Source organism: Phytobacter cepae (assembly GCF_054165735.1).
Genome location: NZ_CM135107.1, coordinates 1,949,772 through 1,966,508, shown reverse-complemented (window position 1 = coordinate 1,966,508; position 16,737 = coordinate 1,949,772). Strand labels below are relative to the sequence as shown.

20 protein-coding genes are annotated in these 16,737 nt (G+C 58.4%); all 20 read right to left on the bottom strand.

What is annotated here, in order from left to right:
- Positions 1–205: 205 nt before the first annotated feature.
- The 20 genes from cobT to ACUY4Q_RS09015 are packed head-to-tail and all read right to left on the bottom strand — an operon-like array spanning position 206 to position 16,689.
- Entirely contained in the window at positions 206–1,264 is a 1,059-nt protein-coding gene (gene cobT, locus ACUY4Q_RS09110) for a nicotinate-nucleotide--dimethylbenzimidazole phosphoribosyltransferase (RefSeq protein ID WP_458046712.1), read from the bottom strand.
- Between the two features lie 29 nt (positions 1,265–1,293).
- On the bottom strand, positions 1,294–2,034 hold the full coding sequence (gene cobS / locus ACUY4Q_RS09105) for an adenosylcobinamide-GDP ribazoletransferase (protein WP_458046711.1): 741 nt from the start codon (positions 2,032–2,034) through the stop codon (positions 1,294–1,296).
- Positions 2,031–2,576: a bifunctional adenosylcobinamide kinase/adenosylcobinamide-phosphate guanylyltransferase gene (gene cobU / locus ACUY4Q_RS09100; RefSeq protein ID WP_458046710.1), complete on the bottom strand. Its 546-nt coding sequence runs from the start codon at positions 2,574–2,576 to the stop codon at positions 2,031–2,033. The genes cobS and cobU overlap by 4 nt, the downstream gene beginning before the upstream one ends.
- Complete coding sequence (locus tag ACUY4Q_RS09095; RefSeq protein WP_458046709.1) at positions 2,570–4,093, bottom strand: cobyric acid synthase; 1,524 nt, start codon at positions 4,091–4,093, stop codon at positions 2,570–2,572. Before ACUY4Q_RS09095 ends, cobU begins: the two co-directional genes overlap by 7 nt.
- Positions 4,090–4,905 carry an energy-coupling factor ABC transporter ATP-binding protein gene (locus ACUY4Q_RS09090; RefSeq protein WP_458046708.1) on the bottom strand — a complete coding sequence of 272 codons (816 nt, stop codon included), beginning with the start codon at positions 4,903–4,905 and terminating at the stop codon, positions 4,090–4,092. Before ACUY4Q_RS09090 ends, ACUY4Q_RS09095 begins: the two co-directional genes overlap by 4 nt.
- A gap of 8 nt (positions 4,906–4,913) precedes the next feature.
- The gene (locus ACUY4Q_RS09085) at positions 4,914–5,594 is read right to left on the bottom strand and encodes an energy-coupling factor ABC transporter transmembrane protein (RefSeq protein ID WP_458047301.1); all 681 of its coding nucleotides are present in this window, start codon (positions 5,592–5,594) and stop codon (positions 4,914–4,916) included.
- Positions 5,578–5,859 (bottom strand): energy-coupling factor ABC transporter substrate-binding protein, encoded by a 282-nt coding sequence (locus ACUY4Q_RS09080; RefSeq protein WP_458046707.1) that lies wholly within the window; start codon positions 5,857–5,859, stop codon positions 5,578–5,580. The genes ACUY4Q_RS09085 and ACUY4Q_RS09080 overlap by 17 nt, the downstream gene beginning before the upstream one ends.
- Position 5,860: 1 nt before the next feature.
- Positions 5,861–6,598 carry a cobalt ECF transporter S component CbiM gene (gene cbiM / locus ACUY4Q_RS09075; protein ID WP_458046706.1) on the bottom strand — a complete coding sequence of 246 codons (738 nt, stop codon included), beginning with the start codon at positions 6,596–6,598 and terminating at the stop codon, positions 5,861–5,863.
- Positions 6,595–7,305 (bottom strand): cobalt-factor II C(20)-methyltransferase, encoded by a 711-nt coding sequence (locus tag ACUY4Q_RS09070; protein ID WP_458046705.1) that lies wholly within the window; start codon positions 7,303–7,305, stop codon positions 6,595–6,597. Before ACUY4Q_RS09070 ends, cbiM begins: the two co-directional genes overlap by 4 nt.
- Complete coding sequence (cbiK, locus tag ACUY4Q_RS09065; protein WP_458046704.1) at positions 7,302–8,096, bottom strand: sirohydrochlorin cobaltochelatase; 795 nt, start codon at positions 8,094–8,096, stop codon at positions 7,302–7,304. The genes ACUY4Q_RS09070 and cbiK overlap by 4 nt, the downstream gene beginning before the upstream one ends.
- A gap of 10 nt (positions 8,097–8,106) precedes the next feature.
- The gene (locus ACUY4Q_RS09060; RefSeq protein WP_458046703.1) at positions 8,107–8,892 is read right to left on the bottom strand and encodes a cobalt-precorrin-6A reductase; all 786 of its coding nucleotides are present in this window, start codon (positions 8,890–8,892) and stop codon (positions 8,107–8,109) included.
- Complete coding sequence (locus ACUY4Q_RS09055) at positions 8,889–9,614, bottom strand: precorrin-3B C(17)-methyltransferase (RefSeq protein WP_458046702.1); 726 nt, start codon at positions 9,612–9,614, stop codon at positions 8,889–8,891. The genes ACUY4Q_RS09060 and ACUY4Q_RS09055 overlap by 4 nt, the downstream gene beginning before the upstream one ends.
- Positions 9,614–10,669, bottom strand: a complete 1,056-nt coding sequence (gene cbiG / locus ACUY4Q_RS09050) for a cobalt-precorrin 5A hydrolase (RefSeq protein ID WP_458046701.1) — start codon at positions 10,667–10,669, stop codon at positions 9,614–9,616. The genes ACUY4Q_RS09055 and cbiG overlap by 1 nt, the downstream gene beginning before the upstream one ends.
- Complete coding sequence (locus ACUY4Q_RS09045; protein ID WP_458046700.1) at positions 10,650–11,423, bottom strand: cobalt-precorrin-4 methyltransferase; 774 nt, start codon at positions 11,421–11,423, stop codon at positions 10,650–10,652. Before ACUY4Q_RS09045 ends, cbiG begins: the two co-directional genes overlap by 20 nt.
- A complete protein-coding gene (locus tag ACUY4Q_RS09040; protein ID WP_458046699.1) occupies positions 11,416–11,985 on the bottom strand; it encodes a decarboxylating cobalt-precorrin-6B (C(15))-methyltransferase in 570 nt (189 codons plus the stop codon). The genes ACUY4Q_RS09045 and ACUY4Q_RS09040 overlap by 8 nt, the downstream gene beginning before the upstream one ends.
- Positions 11,975–12,580 (bottom strand): precorrin-6y C5,15-methyltransferase (decarboxylating) subunit CbiE, encoded by a 606-nt coding sequence (gene cbiE / locus ACUY4Q_RS09035; RefSeq protein WP_458046698.1) that lies wholly within the window; start codon positions 12,578–12,580, stop codon positions 11,975–11,977. Before cbiE ends, ACUY4Q_RS09040 begins: the two co-directional genes overlap by 11 nt.
- Positions 12,574–13,713 carry a cobalt-precorrin-5B (C(1))-methyltransferase CbiD gene (cbiD, locus tag ACUY4Q_RS09030; RefSeq protein WP_458046697.1) on the bottom strand — a complete coding sequence of 380 codons (1,140 nt, stop codon included), beginning with the start codon at positions 13,711–13,713 and terminating at the stop codon, positions 12,574–12,576. The genes cbiE and cbiD overlap by 7 nt, the downstream gene beginning before the upstream one ends.
- Entirely contained in the window at positions 13,713–14,342 is a 630-nt protein-coding gene (locus ACUY4Q_RS09025) for a cobalt-precorrin-8 methylmutase (RefSeq protein WP_458047300.1), read from the bottom strand. Before ACUY4Q_RS09025 ends, cbiD begins: the two co-directional genes overlap by 1 nt.
- Before the next feature lie 5 nt (positions 14,343–14,347).
- Positions 14,348–15,313, bottom strand: coding sequence for an adenosylcobinamide-phosphate synthase CbiB (gene cbiB, locus ACUY4Q_RS09020; RefSeq protein WP_458046696.1), 966 nt, complete (start codon positions 15,311–15,313; stop codon positions 14,348–14,350).
- On the bottom strand, positions 15,310–16,689 hold the full coding sequence (locus ACUY4Q_RS09015) for a cobyrinic acid a,c-diamide synthase CobB (RefSeq protein ID WP_458046695.1): 1,380 nt from the start codon (positions 16,687–16,689) through the stop codon (positions 15,310–15,312). Before ACUY4Q_RS09015 ends, cbiB begins: the two co-directional genes overlap by 4 nt.
- Positions 16,690–16,737 lie beyond the last annotated feature (48 nt).

Genomic DNA, 16,737 nt, shown 5'->3' with positions numbered 1-16,737 from the left:
GCGAAGGTAACCTCCCTGTAAAGTCGCCCTCGCCGCGCATCCCTGCGCGGCGCCCCGGCCTTACGGACACGCTTCGTCGATTTTCAGCCGGACCCTGCCATCGCGGTGACAGTTTTATTCTCATGGGCCGTTTTATCGCTGTAAAACGTAATATTACTGGGGATTCCTCAGCCCTCGAGGGAGAGGGGACCGATCGTGCGGTCTGTTACTTCGTCTCCGGCAACACGATATTGCTGTTGGCGAGGGTGCCCATATTGTTGTGCATCGCGCAGGCGGCATCCACCAGTTGCATCGCCAGCGCGGCACCGCTGCCCTCTCCCAGACGCATCCCCATGTTGAGATATGGCTCAAGCCCGAGGTTTTGCAGGGCAATGCGCGCCCCTTTCTCCGCCGACAAATGAGACGGAATAAGATAATCCTTCACTCCAGGTTCGATGCGGCAGGCCGCCAGCGCCGAGGCGTAAGAGAGGAAACCATCCAGCACCACCGGCAGACCACAGGAAGCGGCTCCCAGCATCACTCCGGTCATCCCCAGCAGATCAAAACCACCGACTTTGGTCAGCACGTCCAGGCCGTCCTGCGCATTCGGCTGGTTGACCGCAATAGCCCGACGCACCACCTGCGCTTTATGCCCGAGCTGCGATTCCGGCAGGTTCGCGCCAATACCAACCACCTCTTCCGGCGCCTCACCCGTCAGCACACTGACGATCGCCGCGGCTGGGGTGGTATTCGCCATGCCAAGCTCGCCGACGCCGAAGAGTTGTACGCCGTCGGCGGCCAGTTCACGGGTATAGCGAATCGTCTCCAGCAGCAGTTCCTGCGCCTGCGCTGCATGCATCGCCGGCCCCTGCGCGATGTTACCGCTGCCGCGCGCCACTTTCATATTCACCACTCCTGGGATGGGATCGCTGTCGATCCCGACATCCAGCACATGCACTTTTGCTCCCGCCTGGGCGGCCAGTACGCATACGCCGGTAGTGCCCTGAGTCATATTTGCTGCCTGAATCGCGGTGACAATCTGCGGGGAGATCGCGACCCCTTCGTGCCATACGCCGTGATCGGCGCACATCACGATGATCGCTTTCTTGCCCGACTGCGGTTTCCCCCCTAATCCTGGCATTCCGGCAAGCTGCACCGCCAGAGACTCCAGTCGCCCCAGGCTGCCCGGGGGCTTCAGTAAGCCGTCAATGTGCTGTTGCGCCTGAGCCATGGCACCTTTGTCGGGCGCGGGTATGGATGCCAGTATCGAAGTCAGTGTTTGCATAGGAATTCTCATCAGATTTAATGGACTGCTCAGAGCAGCGCCAGAAGAAAGACCAGTTCACCCAGTTCAATGCCGGCACCGAGCGTGTCGCCCGTCTGCCCGCCCAGCGTGCGTTTGAGCATCCAACCGAGCAGCAAAATCGCAAGCGTCGTGATAACCAGTGCGATCAGCCCTTTCACCCCCTCCAGGCCAACGGCAACCACCAGCGCCAGCGCGAGGGTAATCAGCGTCTGGCGGAAAGTGACCTTGCCGATAAACAGATTGCCGAGCCCCTCTTCGCGGGCATAGCGGTGACCGTGCATCATCACGACCGCACAACCGCGCCCGGCGGCACAGGCTGCGCCCAGCGCGGCGGGTATCGACAGACCGCGCAAGCTTAACTCACTGATGACCAGAACTTTTGCCACCAGCACAAACACCAGCGCCAGCCCACCGTGGGTACCAAGGCGGCTGTCACGCATGATCTCCAGCATCCGCTCACGCGTGCGGGCGGAGAACACGCCGTCGCACGTATCCGCCAGCCCATCAAGATGAAACCCGCCGGTCAACAGCGCGAGCGCCAGCACGGTGAAGAGTGCCGCCAGCGGTGTGCCGCACCAGGGTTCGAGCACCATCCAGACCACGCCGCTGAGCGCACCGAGCGTGAGCCCCACCAGCGGGAAATTGACAATACAGCGTACGTAATCTTTGGTTTCCAGCCCGTCCGTCCAGCGCTCGGGTACCGGCAACCGGGTGATAAAGGCGAAGGTCGCCCATAACAGTTTGCTCATTTTATTTTGACTCCAATCCCCGACACCACCAGCCAGACCGCATCGGCAGCCTGCGCCAGACGCTGATTCACCCGTCCGGCGATGTCACGAAAATGGCGGGCGAGACGGTTTTCCGGCACGATCCCCATCCCCACTTCGTTGGTTACCAGCACCACGGACGCCGGGCAGTGCGCGCAGGCGGCAATCAGGTTTTCGATCTGTGCCTGTACCTGCACTTCAAGGGCATCGTAGTCCCAGCTATCCGGGTCATTGTCTCCGCCGTACGCAAACAGCAAATTGGTCACCATGGTGGTGATGCACTCCAGCAGAATGGCTTCTTCCGGGGAATGCCCGGTGGTGATGATGTCGGCAAGATCCTGCCAGCGCTCTTCGGTTCGCCAGTGCGCGGGGCGTCCATCACGGTGGTGCTGGATGCGGGCTGCCATTTCCGCGTCATAAATCTGCGAAGTGGCGATGTAAAGCACCTCTTTCGCCTGTGAGACGAGCGATTCGGCATGGCGGCTTTTTCCACTGCGCGCTCCGCCGGTGACCAGCGTTAACATGTCTGCTCCTGGTGCTGATGCATAATCTGATAGATCCTGTCGATGTCGATATGTTTGCGCATGCCGTCCGCCAGCAGATCGAACTGCTGTGATTTGTACTGCGCGTAATCCACGGTGATGTCCAGTTCAGGAAACCCTTTACGTGTACGCAGGGCATTCACCAGCGCGCGGGTAAATGCGTCGCTGTCAAAAAGGCCGTGCAGATAGGTACCGAACACCAGGCCATTGTCACTGACGGCGCCGTCGGCAATCTGCACGCCGTTTTTTTCCAGCCACAACAGCGCCCGGCAGCCAGCCGCCAGGGTGGTTTCGCCCATGTGGATCTCATAGCCCTTGAGCGCCAGATTGCCACATGCCGTCAACAAACCGGGTAAATCTGTTTGCACCGTTGCCCCGACCAGGGTGGTGGTTTTGTTGGCAGCAAAATGGGTCACCGTGTTCAGCAGTCCGAGACCGGGCAACGTGCCGAGGCCGGACTCCACGTCGTCAATGATGGTCTCCCCCAGCATCTGGTAACCGCCACAAACCCCGAGCACCGGCACACCGTTACGGCTAGCCTGTAACACCGCCTGCGCTAACCCGCTCTCCTGCAGCCAGGTCAGATCTCCCAACGTATTTTTGCTGCCGGGTAAGATAATCAGATCGGTATTGCGTAACTCGTCATGCGAGCGAACGTAGTGCACCCGCACGTCCGGCTGGGCGGCCAGGGCGTTAAAATCGGTAAAGTTCGAGATGTGTGGCAACTGGACAACGGCGATATCCACCGCCCGTTCGCCGGTTCGCAGGTACTTGCCGCGCTGGAGCGCCACGCCGTCCTCGTCTTCCAGATCCACGTCCAGCCACGGCATCACGCCGATCACCGGCACCCCGGTCAGATCTTCAATTTGTTTGATGCCGGGCGTCAGCAGGGCCACGTCACCACGGAATTTATTGATGATGACCCCTTTTACCCGCCAGCGTTCGTGCGCCTGCAACAGGGCCAGGGTGCCATAAATGGAGGCAAACACCCCACCCCGGTCGATATCCGCCACCAGCACCACCGGACATTTTGCCATCTCGGCCATGCCCATATTGACGATATCGCGATCGCGCAGGTTAATTTCCGCCGGGCTTCCCGCCCCCTCCAGCACAATGGCATCGTACTCGTACGCCAGGCTCTGGTAGACGCTGATAATTTGCTCGCGCAGGCGCGGTTTGTATTCGTGATAGCTCACGGCATCCATATCGGTGGCGACTTTACCCATCAACACCACCTGTGCTTTACGATCGCTGGTGGGCTTGAGCAGGACAGGATTCATGCGCACGTCCGGCACGATGCCTGCCGCTTCCGCCTGAAAAATCTGCGCGCGCCCCATTTCCTGACCGTCCGGCGTAATGCCCGAGTTGAGCGCCATATTTTGTGATTTGAAGGGGGCCGTCTTCAGTCCATCCTGAAACAGGATGCGGCATAGCCCCGCCACCAGCACGCTTTTACCCACGTCTGAGGCCGTTCCCTGCAGCATGATAGCCAGCGTCATGATGCCTCCTGAATGTGTGTCGCCCGCATACGGGCATACAGTTCCGCTTCACTCTTGCAAAGCGGCATCCCCAGTTCGGTATGTAATTTTACCAGCCACGGTTGGGTCAGCCCGGCTTGTTCAAGGTGCGTTTTTTGCGCAAACACCTCACCCGGCGTCCCTTCGACCAGCAGCTCACCGCGCCGCAGAACATACACCGCATCGCAGACCTCATAAATCAAATCAATGTCATGGCTCGAGATCACCACATGATTTCCCTGGGCCACGATGCGTTGAATGATGTCGATCATTTGCGCCCGGCCGGAAGGATCCAGCCCCGCGGTGGGCTCATCGAGCAAAAGGTATTTAGCCTGTAAGACCAATGCCCCCGCAATGGCCACGCGCTTTTTCTGCCCGTGGCTCAGGCACTGAATGGGCTGATGACGAAAGGACTGGGCGTCCACGAGCGTCAGTGCATCATCGATTCGCCGGGCGATGTCGGCCGCCGGCACGCCGATATTGCGCAGCGCGAAGGCAATATCACTGTCGATATCGGTATAGAAAATCTGCTGGTCCGGGTCCTGAAAGACAGTCGCCACCTGCTGTCGCAATGCCAGCAGCCCGCGCTTACTGTAATCAAGCGGTTTACCCTGCCATAACACCGCACCCTGCTGTGGGCGGAGGATGCCGCTCAGGTTCATAAACAGCGTCGATTTTCCGCAGCCGTTCGCGCCGATCAATCCGCTCACCGATTGCCGCGAGAAATCGAGCGTTAATCCCTTAAGCGTGGGCGCATCCTGGTAGCTGAACCACAGCGCGTCAGTCGCCAGCATTGTGTTCCTTACAGGTGAAAATCACCCTGATAGAGTTTGATATCCAGCGTGATGGCCAGCGCTTTATAACGCTGTAGCACGCGGGTAAATAACAGTCCCACCAGCATCGCCAGTGAGCGGTAGCTCTGTGGTAAGGAGCGATAACCGAAGCGCAGCGTCTGCGCCCGGTGTATGGCCATCGCTTCATCCAGCAGGATAAAAATAAACCGCCAGGTGAGCAGGATCTGCTCCGTCAACAGACGCGGCACGCGCGCTTTTTGCAGCAATATGATGAGTTGAGGAAACGGCAAATTAAGCACCAGCCAAAAGGTGGCCGCCAGGGCCGCCAGACTGCGCCAGAGCGTCGCATTTGCCATCGTCGCACCTTCCGGCATCACCCCCAGCCACCAGGAACCGAGCGGAACCCCCACCAATAAATGTGTCGGGTCGCTGGTCACACTGAACAAAATAGTCAGCACGCCCACCAGCAAAAATGCCAGAGGAATGGCCATCCAGCGTAGCCAGCGCCAGAAGGTCATACGCAGCAGCCAACAGGTAAAGGCCGCCTGGCACATCAGCAATATACCCTGCCCTGCGGGTGGCAGCGTAAAGGCCAGTATCATCATCAGCAGCCAGAACAGAAATTTGCGCTCCGGGGCAACGTGAAACCAACGGCTCTGGTAACTCAGGCGATCAAGCCCGTTCGTCAACACGCTGTCTGCCTTTCATGTAGCCGAGAATGTAGAAAATCACCGCCGCGCCAATAGACCCTTGCAGGGTGAAAAGCAGACTCTCAATTTCGCCGCTGGCCGGTTCATACAACGGCTGGAACCAGGGTTGATAATGCGGTGCGACCACCTGAATCTGGCTTTCCGCTTCGCCGTCAGATCCGCCATATTCTCCGCCGTGATTAATAAAGAAAGGGAGAATTACCAGCGCGATAACCATGGCGAGTAAAATCAGTGTCTTTTTCATTTTAATGTCCTTGTGCGACGATCAGCTGTCGTTTAGTGAGCTGGTCGTAGATCATGACCGTCAGGAGTCCTTCGGCAATGGCAATCGGAATCTGCGTCAGGCAGAAAATACCCATGAATTTCACGACTGACCCGGTTGCACCCGCTTGTGGATCAGGGAAGGCCACGCCCAGTTGTACAGAGGTGACGAAATAGGTCACCAGATCCGCCAGCATGGCGCATAAGAATACGCAGACATCACGGCGCAACCCGGCTCGGCAGGCCATTTTCCAGACCATATACCCCACCACTGGCCCGATCACCGCCATCGACATGCCGTTGGCCCCGAGCGTCGTCAAACCGCCGTGTGCCAGCAGCAGCGCCTGGAACAGCAGGACAATAGCGCCAAGGATAGCCACCACGCCCGGCCCGAAGAGAATCACGGCAAGGCCAACCCCCGTTGGGTGAGAACAACTGCCGGTGACCGAGGGAATTTTCAGCGCCGACAGCACGAAAACAAAAGCGCCGCAAAGTGCCAGTAACACCTTCTGATTGCTGTCTTCTGCCACGATCTGGCGCAGGCGTACCAACCCGTACCACAGGCAGGGTAAGAACATCACCCACCACGCTACTGCCCACATTGGCGGCAGAAAGCCTTCCATAATGTGCATGGCAAACGCCTGCTCCGGCACAACCAGCAGCAGTAAGGCTGCCGCCAGTCCGCTCAACGACAGACGCTTAAGCTGTTGTTCCAGTTTCATACGTTCTCCCACTGTTTGTTCACGAGGATGGTCGAAAAATAGGGCAACGCCTGCTCGTCGTTAACGTCCGCAAGCTGCCGCCAGCACTGTTCACCGTGGAGCGTGGCTTCCGCCATCATCAGCGCCCTGTCCAGTAGCCCGGCTTCTGCCAGCAATGCTTTGATGCGTGCAAAGCGGCCATACACTTTCATCAGCACCAGGCTTTCATGGTTCGCCAGTGCGTATCGGATCTCTTCTTCGGGCGCGGTGCAGGACACCACTGCCAGCGACTGCTGCTCCATGGCAAGGGGGGTTTGAGTGCGGGCGGCGATGGCGGCAAACGAGGTGACACCGGGCACAATTTCCAGCCAGTCCGGGCGACCGATACGCTGCAACAGGAAGACCCAGGTGCTGAACAGCATGGCATCACCGAGGGTAATAAAACCGACCTGTTTCCCGGCCTGTGCTTCTGCGGTTAACGCCGCTGCCACCTCATCCCACACCGCTTCTTTTTCGGCGCTGTCCGCGCTCATGGGGAAGTGGGTACAGCGGATTTCGGTCTGTTCGCCGAGATATTCCCGCACGATGGAGAGCGCCAGGCTGTCGCCCCCTTTGCGCCCCGCAGGGGCATAGAGCACGTCCAGCTTGCCCAGAATGCGCGCTGCGCGAACAGTGATTAAATCACTGGCACCGGGGCCAATTCCTAATGCGTAAAGCTTGCCACTCATGCGGCTTCCTCCAGTTGTTGGCTCAGCGCCTGATGCAAATGTGCGACGAACATGGCGCGAATATCGCTGTTCTCACCCAGCCCCTGTAGCCACGGCGTAGCGGCAATACCGACATGTTCAAACTGGGTTTTCCAGGACTCGTCGTCGTCAGAGGCCATGTCGTTGATGGCATGGTCGCCTGCGACCAGCATCAGCGGCATCAGGTGGACGGCACTGATGCCCTCGCGGCGAAGACTGTCGATCACCACGTCAATTTCCGGGTAGCTTTCCACCGCCCCAACGCGTGCCGGGAAGTGGTGAACCGCCATCATGTGGTCAAGGCAGGCATAGGCGGCAAAAGCGTGATGACTGGCGCCGTGACCCATAAAGACCACTTTCTCGCCGTCACTCAGCGCAGGCATCTGACGGGCCAGCGCCTGCATCAGTTGCATATAATCGTCGTGGCTGCTGAGCAGCGGCGCACCGATGACCATACGTTTGAAGAGATGACGCAAGGTCTGCACTTCACGGACGATTTTTTCGTACTCGTCACCGTTGATAATGTGCAGCGACTGAATGGCGACATCCTGATACCCCAGATCAGCCAGCTTTTGCAGCGCCTGCAGCGGGGTATCAATGTGCAGGTTATCTCGCTGCTTTAATTTGCGAATGATCATCCCGGAGGTAAAGGCTCTGAACAGGGTACGGTCAGGGCAACTTGCCGCCAGATCGCGCTCACATGCCACGATATTTTTTTCACACGTCTCGTGATAACTGGTGCCAAAACTAATCACTAACAGGGCTTTTTTCATGTTGTTATCCTCACTGATTCGCAAGCCAGCGCCGCAGTCGCTGCGAAAAGGCGTCCTGGCTTTCCAGTAATTCTTCGCCTGACACCGCAGGCATCGGGCGGGTAATCACGATGCAGGGAATACCGGCATCAAGGCACGGTTGTACTTTTTCCTGGTATCCGCCTTCGGCACCGGATGCTTTGGTGATCATCACGTCTGCCCGGCACTGGCGGTAAAACGCGGCGTTAAATTCCGCGCTAAACGGGCCGCACATGGCATAAATCTCCGTCACGCCGAAGCCATTTTCTGCACACTGCGTCATGACATCAGCCACCGGCAGGACGCGGGCAAGCAGCGTTTTTTCAGCCAGCCCGGCGCGCCAGCGCGCTAAATCTTTACTGCCGGTGGTCAACAGCACGCGCTGTCCCAGCCCCTTTGCCACCTCACACGCTGCTTCCAGGGTCGGTACTTTGTGCAGCAACGGATGCTCAAGCTCCGCAAGTTGGTCCGGGCGCTGGTAGCGGCTCAGCAGCACCTTCACCTGCTGGCAGGCGCGGGCGATCGTGTCGCTGACCACTTCCGCATAAGGATGTGAGGCATCCACCACCCAGCGGGTCTGGTTCTGCGTAAGCCAGGTCACCATGGCGGCAAAATCCATTCGCCCGCAGCGCACTTCACCGCGAATGTCGCCGGCAAGATGCTGCCCGGTGGGCGTGGCGACAGACAGGGTGTAGTTCACCCCGGCGGCATCCAGTTGCTGGCAAATCAGGCGTGCATCGCTGGTCCCGCCCATCACCAGCACGCTCCCTGCGCTCACAGCACGTAACCGCGTGGCGTGATCATCAGGCCATCAGCCAAGTAGGTAGTTTTATTTCCCACGATGACCAGACTGGTCATATCCACCGGCTCAAAGTCCATCGCGCCGAGGGTGGTGAGCCATTTTTCCTCTTTTTTACGCCCGGCAGATTTCACTACCCCTACCGCCGTATTCGCACTTTTGCTGGCCGCCAGCAGTTCAAAGGCACGGGCCAGATGGCCTTCGCGCCCCCGGCTACGTGGGTTATAGAAGCAGATAACAAAATCGGCTTCACCGGCGGCAATAATGCGTTTTTCGATGACCGGCCAGGGCGTCAGCAGGTCGCTGAGGCTGATGTGGCAGAAGTCATGCATTAGCGGTGCGCCCAACAGCGCGGCGGCGGCAATACTGGCGGTCATGCCAGGGATCAGGCGAACTTCCACATCAAGTTTCTGTTTACTGACCAGCTCCAGTACCAGACCGGCCATACCGTAAATACCCGCGTCACCACTGCTGATCAGCGCGACGTTTTTCCCGGTTTGTGCCAGCTCAATGGCCGCCTGACAGCGTTCAATCTCTTTGCACATGCCGGTTTTGATCACTTGCTTGTCGCCGGTGAATGATTTCACCAGGTGGGTGTAGGTTTTGTATCCCACCACGATTTCTGCAGCCTGTAGGGCTTCGATCGCTTCCATGGTCATCATGGCCTGAGAACCTGGGCCAATTCCGATTACGCTTAACATCAGTGTGAAACTCCCAAAGTAATAGTGACGCCCTGCTCCCGCAGTGTTTCGCCCACTAGTTGTCCGTGACTCATCAACCAGGCTGCTGGCCCGGAGACGCTGCCCACACCGGCCGTCTTGCGAACAAACTCCGACGCCGGGAAGCGATGTTCATGCTGACGCAAGGCATCAGCGGTAAAAATCTCAAACGGCACGCGCAGGCGTTGCGCCAGTTGCGTGAGCGCCTTTTCATGCTCTTTTAAAGTGATGCTGCCGATAGCCCGTAGCGCCAGCGGGTCAAAAGAGTGCGCCGCCAGTTGCTGGTTGAGCAGCACGGAAACCACGGAAAACGGGGTATCACGGCGACAGCCAATTCCCGCCACCACGCGCCGGGGCACCAGTTTGAAGACCGGTACGGTAAGTTCCGGTAATGTTGCCTGTACCGTGACGCACACCACTGCGGTGAGGTCAGGCAAGTCGTCCAGCGACTCAACGGGGATGAATCCACGCGTGTCGCAGCGGGCGACCTCCGCGCGTAACGCAGTGTCACACCACAGGCCGATGCGTTTGCCGCTGACCAGCCAGTGGTTGATGGTCTTTACCCCGGTGCGCAGATCCTCCATGCCCGCGTCCAACTGGCAGGCAAGCGTGTCCAGCGCCGCCAGTTCGTTAACGTCCGTAGCCGTAGTGATAACCGGGTCGGCACCCAATACGCCCGCCAGGTAACGAGCCAGCTCATTTGCCCCGCCAAAATGGCCTGACAGAAGGCTGATCACGTGCTGTCCACGTTCATCAATGACGATCACCGCCGGATCGCTGAATTTATCGTTGACCAGTGGCGCCAGCACGCGTACGGCAATGCCCGTCGCGCCAATAAATACCAGCGCGGAGTGCTCGCTAAAGGCTGCACGCAGCGCTTGTGCAAAACCGCCGTCAAAGGGGACAAAGCCCTCCTCCAGCAATTTTTCACTGGTGTAGCAGGTCATCGGCAGCGCCCGTTTTAGCCGGTTTGCCAGCGCAACACCGCCGGGTGTCAGGCAAAACAGGGCGATTGATTCAGGCTTTACGGTATTCATGGCTAAAGTCCGCTGCATAAAGACGTGAGTAGTGGTACTCCTCGCCGAGAAATGCGCCGACAAGGATCAGGGCTGTTTTGCGGATCCCGGCGTCGCGCACCTTGCCCGCAATATCCGCCAACGTACCGCGCACGGTCTGGCTTTCCGGCCAGGTCGCTTTATAAATCACGGCGACGGGCGTGGTTGCCGGGTAACCGCCTTCGATCAACCGTTCGGCCACGCGGTTAATGCGTTGTACCGAGAGGTAAATCGCCATCGAGGTCTGGTGGCTGGCAAACAACTCCAGTTGTTCCCGGGGTGGAACCGGCGTGCGCCCTTCCAGCCGGGTGATAATGAGACTTTGCGACACTTCCGGGACGGTATATTCGACGCCCAGCTCCGCCGCCGCGCCAAGGAACGCGCTCACGCCGGGAACCACCTTCCAGTCAATGCCGCGCGCGGTCAGCACTTCACCCTGTTCACGCACTGAACCATAAAGCGACACATCGCCGGTTTGCAGACGCACCACCACTTTTCCGGCTTTGACGCCTGCTTCCATCAGATCGATTATCTGCTCCAGATGCAGTTCGGCGCTGTCGTGGCACTCGGCACCCGGCGGGCAGTAATCAAGCAGTTCGGTGTTGATGAGCGATCCGGCATAGATCACCACCTGCGCCTGTTGCAGTAAGCGGTAGCCTTTAAGGGTGATCAGTTCGCGATCGCCCGGCCCCGCGCCAACAAACCAGACGGTTTGCGCATCAAATTGTTCAGCCATGAGACTCTTCCTTCTCGCAGGAAATCACAAAAACAGGGTTATTCGGTTTGAAGTAGTGGCCGCTACCGAGCGCATGGAGCAGCGAGACCTGAATCTGCTGGCAGTCCAGCGCTGCGACGTTGCAGCCAGCCAGGTGGCTCAGCGCGGTGCTGAGGTTCTCCTGCAGGATGAAGGTCATTACCAGGCGTCCGCCGGGGATGAGCTGCGCCAGTGACCAGTCAATTAACTGAGTTAAATTGCCGCCGCTGCCGCCCATAAACACGGCATCCGCAGGTTGCTCAACGAACAGCGGAGCCACACCTGACACAATCGAAATATTGCGACAGCCAAAATGCTCACAGTTCTCTTCCAGTAGCCCAAGCGCCGCCGGGTTGCGCTCAATGGCGGTTACCTGCAACTGCGGATGGCATAACGCGGCTTCAATGGACACGCTGCCGGTGCCGGCGCCGATGTCGATAAAGTGGCGGGCACGGGATAAGTTCAGCCGGGAAAGCGCCAGCGCGCGGACCCCTTCTTTGGTCATCGGTACGCTTTCACCGCGTAAAAAAAGTTCATCTTTCATTGAGGATCACCACGACGTTCATTGCATACTGAGCACTGACTTCATGGGCTTTGAGCCAGTGAATACGTTCGTTTTCCATTGCCAGGTTTTCACCGACCACTATCCAGCGGTTCCCGGCACCACGGGCCACCAGCGCGGCGGCGATTTCTCGCGGCCCGCAGTGGGCATCCGTGACCATTGCCGTTTTTGGGGAATGAACCAGCGCATCGAAATCGACCGCTCTCCCGTGGGAACTGGTGAGCCAGATATCGTTCATATCGATGCCGGTTTTCGAACAGAGGTACTGCACGGCGCTAATGCCTGGAATGATGCGCACCTTTTCGATACCAAACTCCGCCACCAGCCGTTTGCCAATGCCATAAAAAAGCGGGTCGCCTGAAGCCAGTACCACCACCCGCCGGTTTTGCTGGGCGGCTATCCAGCACATCAGACCGGGAATGTCCGCGTCGAGCGCATGAAGCTCACCCGCGAAATCCGGGAACTGGGCAAGGTGCCGTTTGCCGCCCACCAGCACGTCGGCGTGAGACACAGCCTCCAGCGCCATCGGCGTCATCAATGCCAGTGAGGCTGGCCCCATTCCGACTACCGTCAGCATCTAAGATCCTCCACAATCGCCTCAAACGGACGGCTGGCCCCGAGGATCTGGTTATCAAACGAGAACATGATGGCATCGCACTGCGGGGGATTTTTAGTGAAGCGCAGGTTGAGCATGACGCGCTGGCAGATACGCTGGGCCAGATGGTGATAAAGGTGGCTAAACCCAGCGGCGTCGATGTGTTCCATTGCCGCTTCGGTGGTATCGCACTCGCTCACCTGCAATAAGAGTTCATGTGGTGCGCCCAGCAGCGCCAGGTGCGCGACCAGCGTTTCCATGCGTGCATCGGCAATATGGCTATGCGTGTGGAAGATGCCGGCGGCGATTTTCACCAGTTTCCCAGGGTGGCCGATGAGCACAATTTGTTTGTAGCCCATGCGCACCGCCTCTTCGATCATAAAACCGACGAAGTTGCTCATGGTGACGACGATGTCGCCCGGTAAACCCATCTGCTCGCGGACAAAACGCTCGCCGTGATTACCCGGCACCAGTACCACGCGCTCCAGCCCGGCTGCACGTTTGATTTCCATTTCCAGCGACAACGAGCGCTTCCAGCTCTCTTCAGACATCGGCGTAACAATACCGGTGGTGCCAATAATCGATATCCCACCAAGGATACCGAGTCGGCTGTTATAGGTTTTTTTCGCCCGCTCGTCCCCTTCCGGGGCGAAGATTTCCACCTCTGCACCGCGCGATGGACCGATGACTTCACGGACCGCGGCTTCGATGGTCTGGCGCGGCGTACGGTTAATGGCGGCACTGCCGACAGGCAAGCCAATGCCTTTGCGGGTCACCGTTCCCACACCTTCGCCGCCAGAGAGCACAATCTCTCCACTGTCGTTCAGGCTGACGCGGGCAAAAATCAGCATGCCGTGAGTAGCGTCGACGTCGTCACCACCGTCTTTACGAATAGCGGCAATGGCCTGCTGGCCTTCAATGTGGGGAGATTCCACGTTCAGGCGCAGGGTGACGCCCGACGGGGTGACAATCGACACCTGATGGATGATGTGCTGACGCAGCACCATCAGTGCGGCAACTTTTGCCGCTGCGGTCGCACAGGAACCGGTGGTATACCCTTTACGCAGCGCTTTGCCGTTGTGCCACACCGGGGCGTCGAAAGCCTCTTCGCCCATCACGCCTCCCGCATGTGATAAAGGAACGCGTTAATGATCGCCGCCGCAACGTTGCTACCGCCTTTGCGACCGAGTGCGGCAATCCCCGGCAGGCCGCTTTCTACCAATGCATCCTTTGATTCAGCCGCGCCGACAAAACCGACCGGTACACCGACCACGCCGCGCACCTGGACATTTTTTTCCAGTAAGCGGAACAGCGCGGTGGGAGCATTGCCAAAGACAAAGACCTTCTCGCCTTCATCAGTGAGCGCCAGGTCTACGGCTGCCATCGAACGTGTGATGCTGTTTTCTTTCGCGGCCCGCACAACGCGCGGATCACTGATGTAGCACTTCACTTCTCCGCCAAACTTCGCCAGCAGCGTTTTGTTGATTCCCGACAGCGCCATGGTGGTATCGGTGTAGAGGGTACAGCCGCTGCGCAGCGCGCTGCCGAGGGTTGCCAGCGCATCGGGAGAGAACCACAGGATATCAAGCCAGTCGAAATCGGCAGTGGTATGAATGACACGTTTGATGATGGCTTCGTGCAGCGGGCTGGCGAAACGGTAGTCAGGCCGTGTCTCGCGAATAATGTCGCCAATGATGACAAAGCTCTTGTCCTCAATGGCCTGAGGTTGTTGTAAATAATCCATCGTTTTCATAAGAGTGCTGCTCCTGCCAGCGTAACCTGCATAAGCGCAAACAAGCCCAGCGCCAGAGTGGACGCCACCCACATCAACCGGATTGTGTGCGAAATATCCTCAACGGTGATGGCGCGAGTATCATCGCCAATCCAGGGCTTATCTACGCGCTCACCAAAATAGTCATTTGGGCCACCCAAACGCACACCCAGCGCGCCGGCCACGGTTCCTTCCGGCCATGCGCAGTTGGGACTGCTGTGGTTGCGGCGATCGCGCCAGCCTACGCGCAGCGCATCTCTGGCGTTTAGTCTGCAGAACACCGCAGCGAAGCTCAGTAACAACCAACTCAGACGCGCAGGAATAAAGTTGGCAACGTCATCGAGACGCGCGCTGACCATCCCGATGGCACGGTATTTTTCATGTTTATAGCCGACCATCGAATCCAGGGTGTTAACGGCTTTGTATGCCATCGCCAGCGGCGCACCGCCGATTAACAAGAAGAACAAGGGGGCAATAACGCCATCTACCGTGTTTTCGGCGACGGTTTCGACCACCGCACGGGCGATCTGTGGCGGTTGCAGTTGTGTGGTATCGCGACCCACAATCCACGAGAGTTTTTCCCGACTTTCACTCAGGGTGCCGTGGCGTAGCGCCCGCTCCACTTCACGCGCCGCGTCGTCCAGGCAACGGGCCGCCAGCAGGGTATAAATCATCCATACTTCAACGCACCAGCCGAACCAGGGGTGAACCCAGTTAGCAAGGGTTAACACTCCCCATGCCGTAGCCCAGGTGACACCCACCACCACCAGCCACATCACCCCGCCCCCCATGCACAGGGCACTCCCGGAATGAAAAACCCGGCGAATGGCGGCTTGCGTGAGGTTGATTAAAGCGCCAATCCAGCGCACCGGATGCGGCCAGTGAGGCGGGTCACCCAACCAGCGGTCCAGTAGCCATGCCACGCACCAGGCCAGGATAGTCATGCCACACCCCTTGCGGCCTGGATCCAGCGGTTAAGCATCTGCGGGCGCTGGGCAAAATGAATATGCAGGTAACTGGCGTAAGTGTTGCCCACCTGCCATCCGCCCTGCCATTGCGACAAGATTTTGTTATCCCGTGTCTTCTGGCAATCCATCACGGCGTTCAGTTCAGAGGTAAAGTCGGAGTAATGGAACTCATGCCCGCGTAGCGTTTCGCCTGCATCCGCAAGCAGCGTTGGCTGGCGTGCGGTGGCTTCGCAGTAGCCAAAGCGGGTCAGCCGTTTGCCCATCTCGCTGTGACCCGGGATCACCCCGGCAAAGGCATGCACATGACCGTCGGTGTCGCGCAAGGTAGACCCCAGATACATAAGGCCACCGCATTCTGCGTAGATCGCCACACCACGATGATGTGCCGCGCGAATGGCTTCCAGCATAGGGATGTTAGCCGCAAGCGCACGGGCGTGGAGCTCCGGGTAACCGCCGCCAAGCCACAGCATCTGGCATGCCGGCAGTTCGGTGTCGTGAAGCGGGCTGAAGCGGATGATTTTTACACCTGCCCTTTCCAGCAGCTGCAGGTTATCCGGGTAGTAAAAATTGAAGGCTTCATCATCGGCCAGGGCCAGGGTTAACCCCGCGCCCGCGTCTGTAGCAGGCAGCGGAGGCCACTTCCCTTCGGGTAATGCAGCAAGCTTGCTGAGGGAAAGGAGTTTGTCGATATCCAGCGTTTGTTCGATCCGCGCGGCAAAGTCATGCCAGGGTTGAGCGTCGATAAGGGATTCACGCGCGGTGACCAGTCCGAGGTGACGCTCAGGCAGTTTCACGCCTGGCGTGACGGGCACATACCCCAGCGCCGGAATACCGCAGTAATGTTCAATCGCATGTTTGAGAAGCTGATAGTGGTTATCGCTGTTGACGCGATTAACGATGACGCCAGCAATGTTCAGTTCGGGATCGAATTGCTGGAATCCCATCACGGTTGCCGCAATGGAGGTGGAGACCGCTTTGCCATCTACCAGCAGAATAACCGGTACGCCAAGCTGCCTGGCAAGGGCGGCACTGCTGCAATAATTCGGATCGGTGCCGAAGCCATCATAAAGGCCCATCACGCCTTCAATTACCGCCACATCGGCGTATGGCATCTGCTGATTAAACAGGGCATTAAGCGTGGCTTCCGGCAGCATAAAGCTGTCCAGGTTACGAGAGGAGACGCCCGTAATGGCAGTGTGCCAGGCGGTATCGAGGTAATCCGGGCCGACTTTAAAAGGCTGCACCCGCATACCTTGCTGCTGTAACACATGCAGCAGACCGAGCGTGACGGTGGTTTTCCCACAGCCACTTCCGGTACCGGCAAGAATAAAGGCACAATGCCCGTCAGACATACCTTAAAACCCTATTCAGGGTGGAAAGGCTGAGTCAGGATGCGCGTG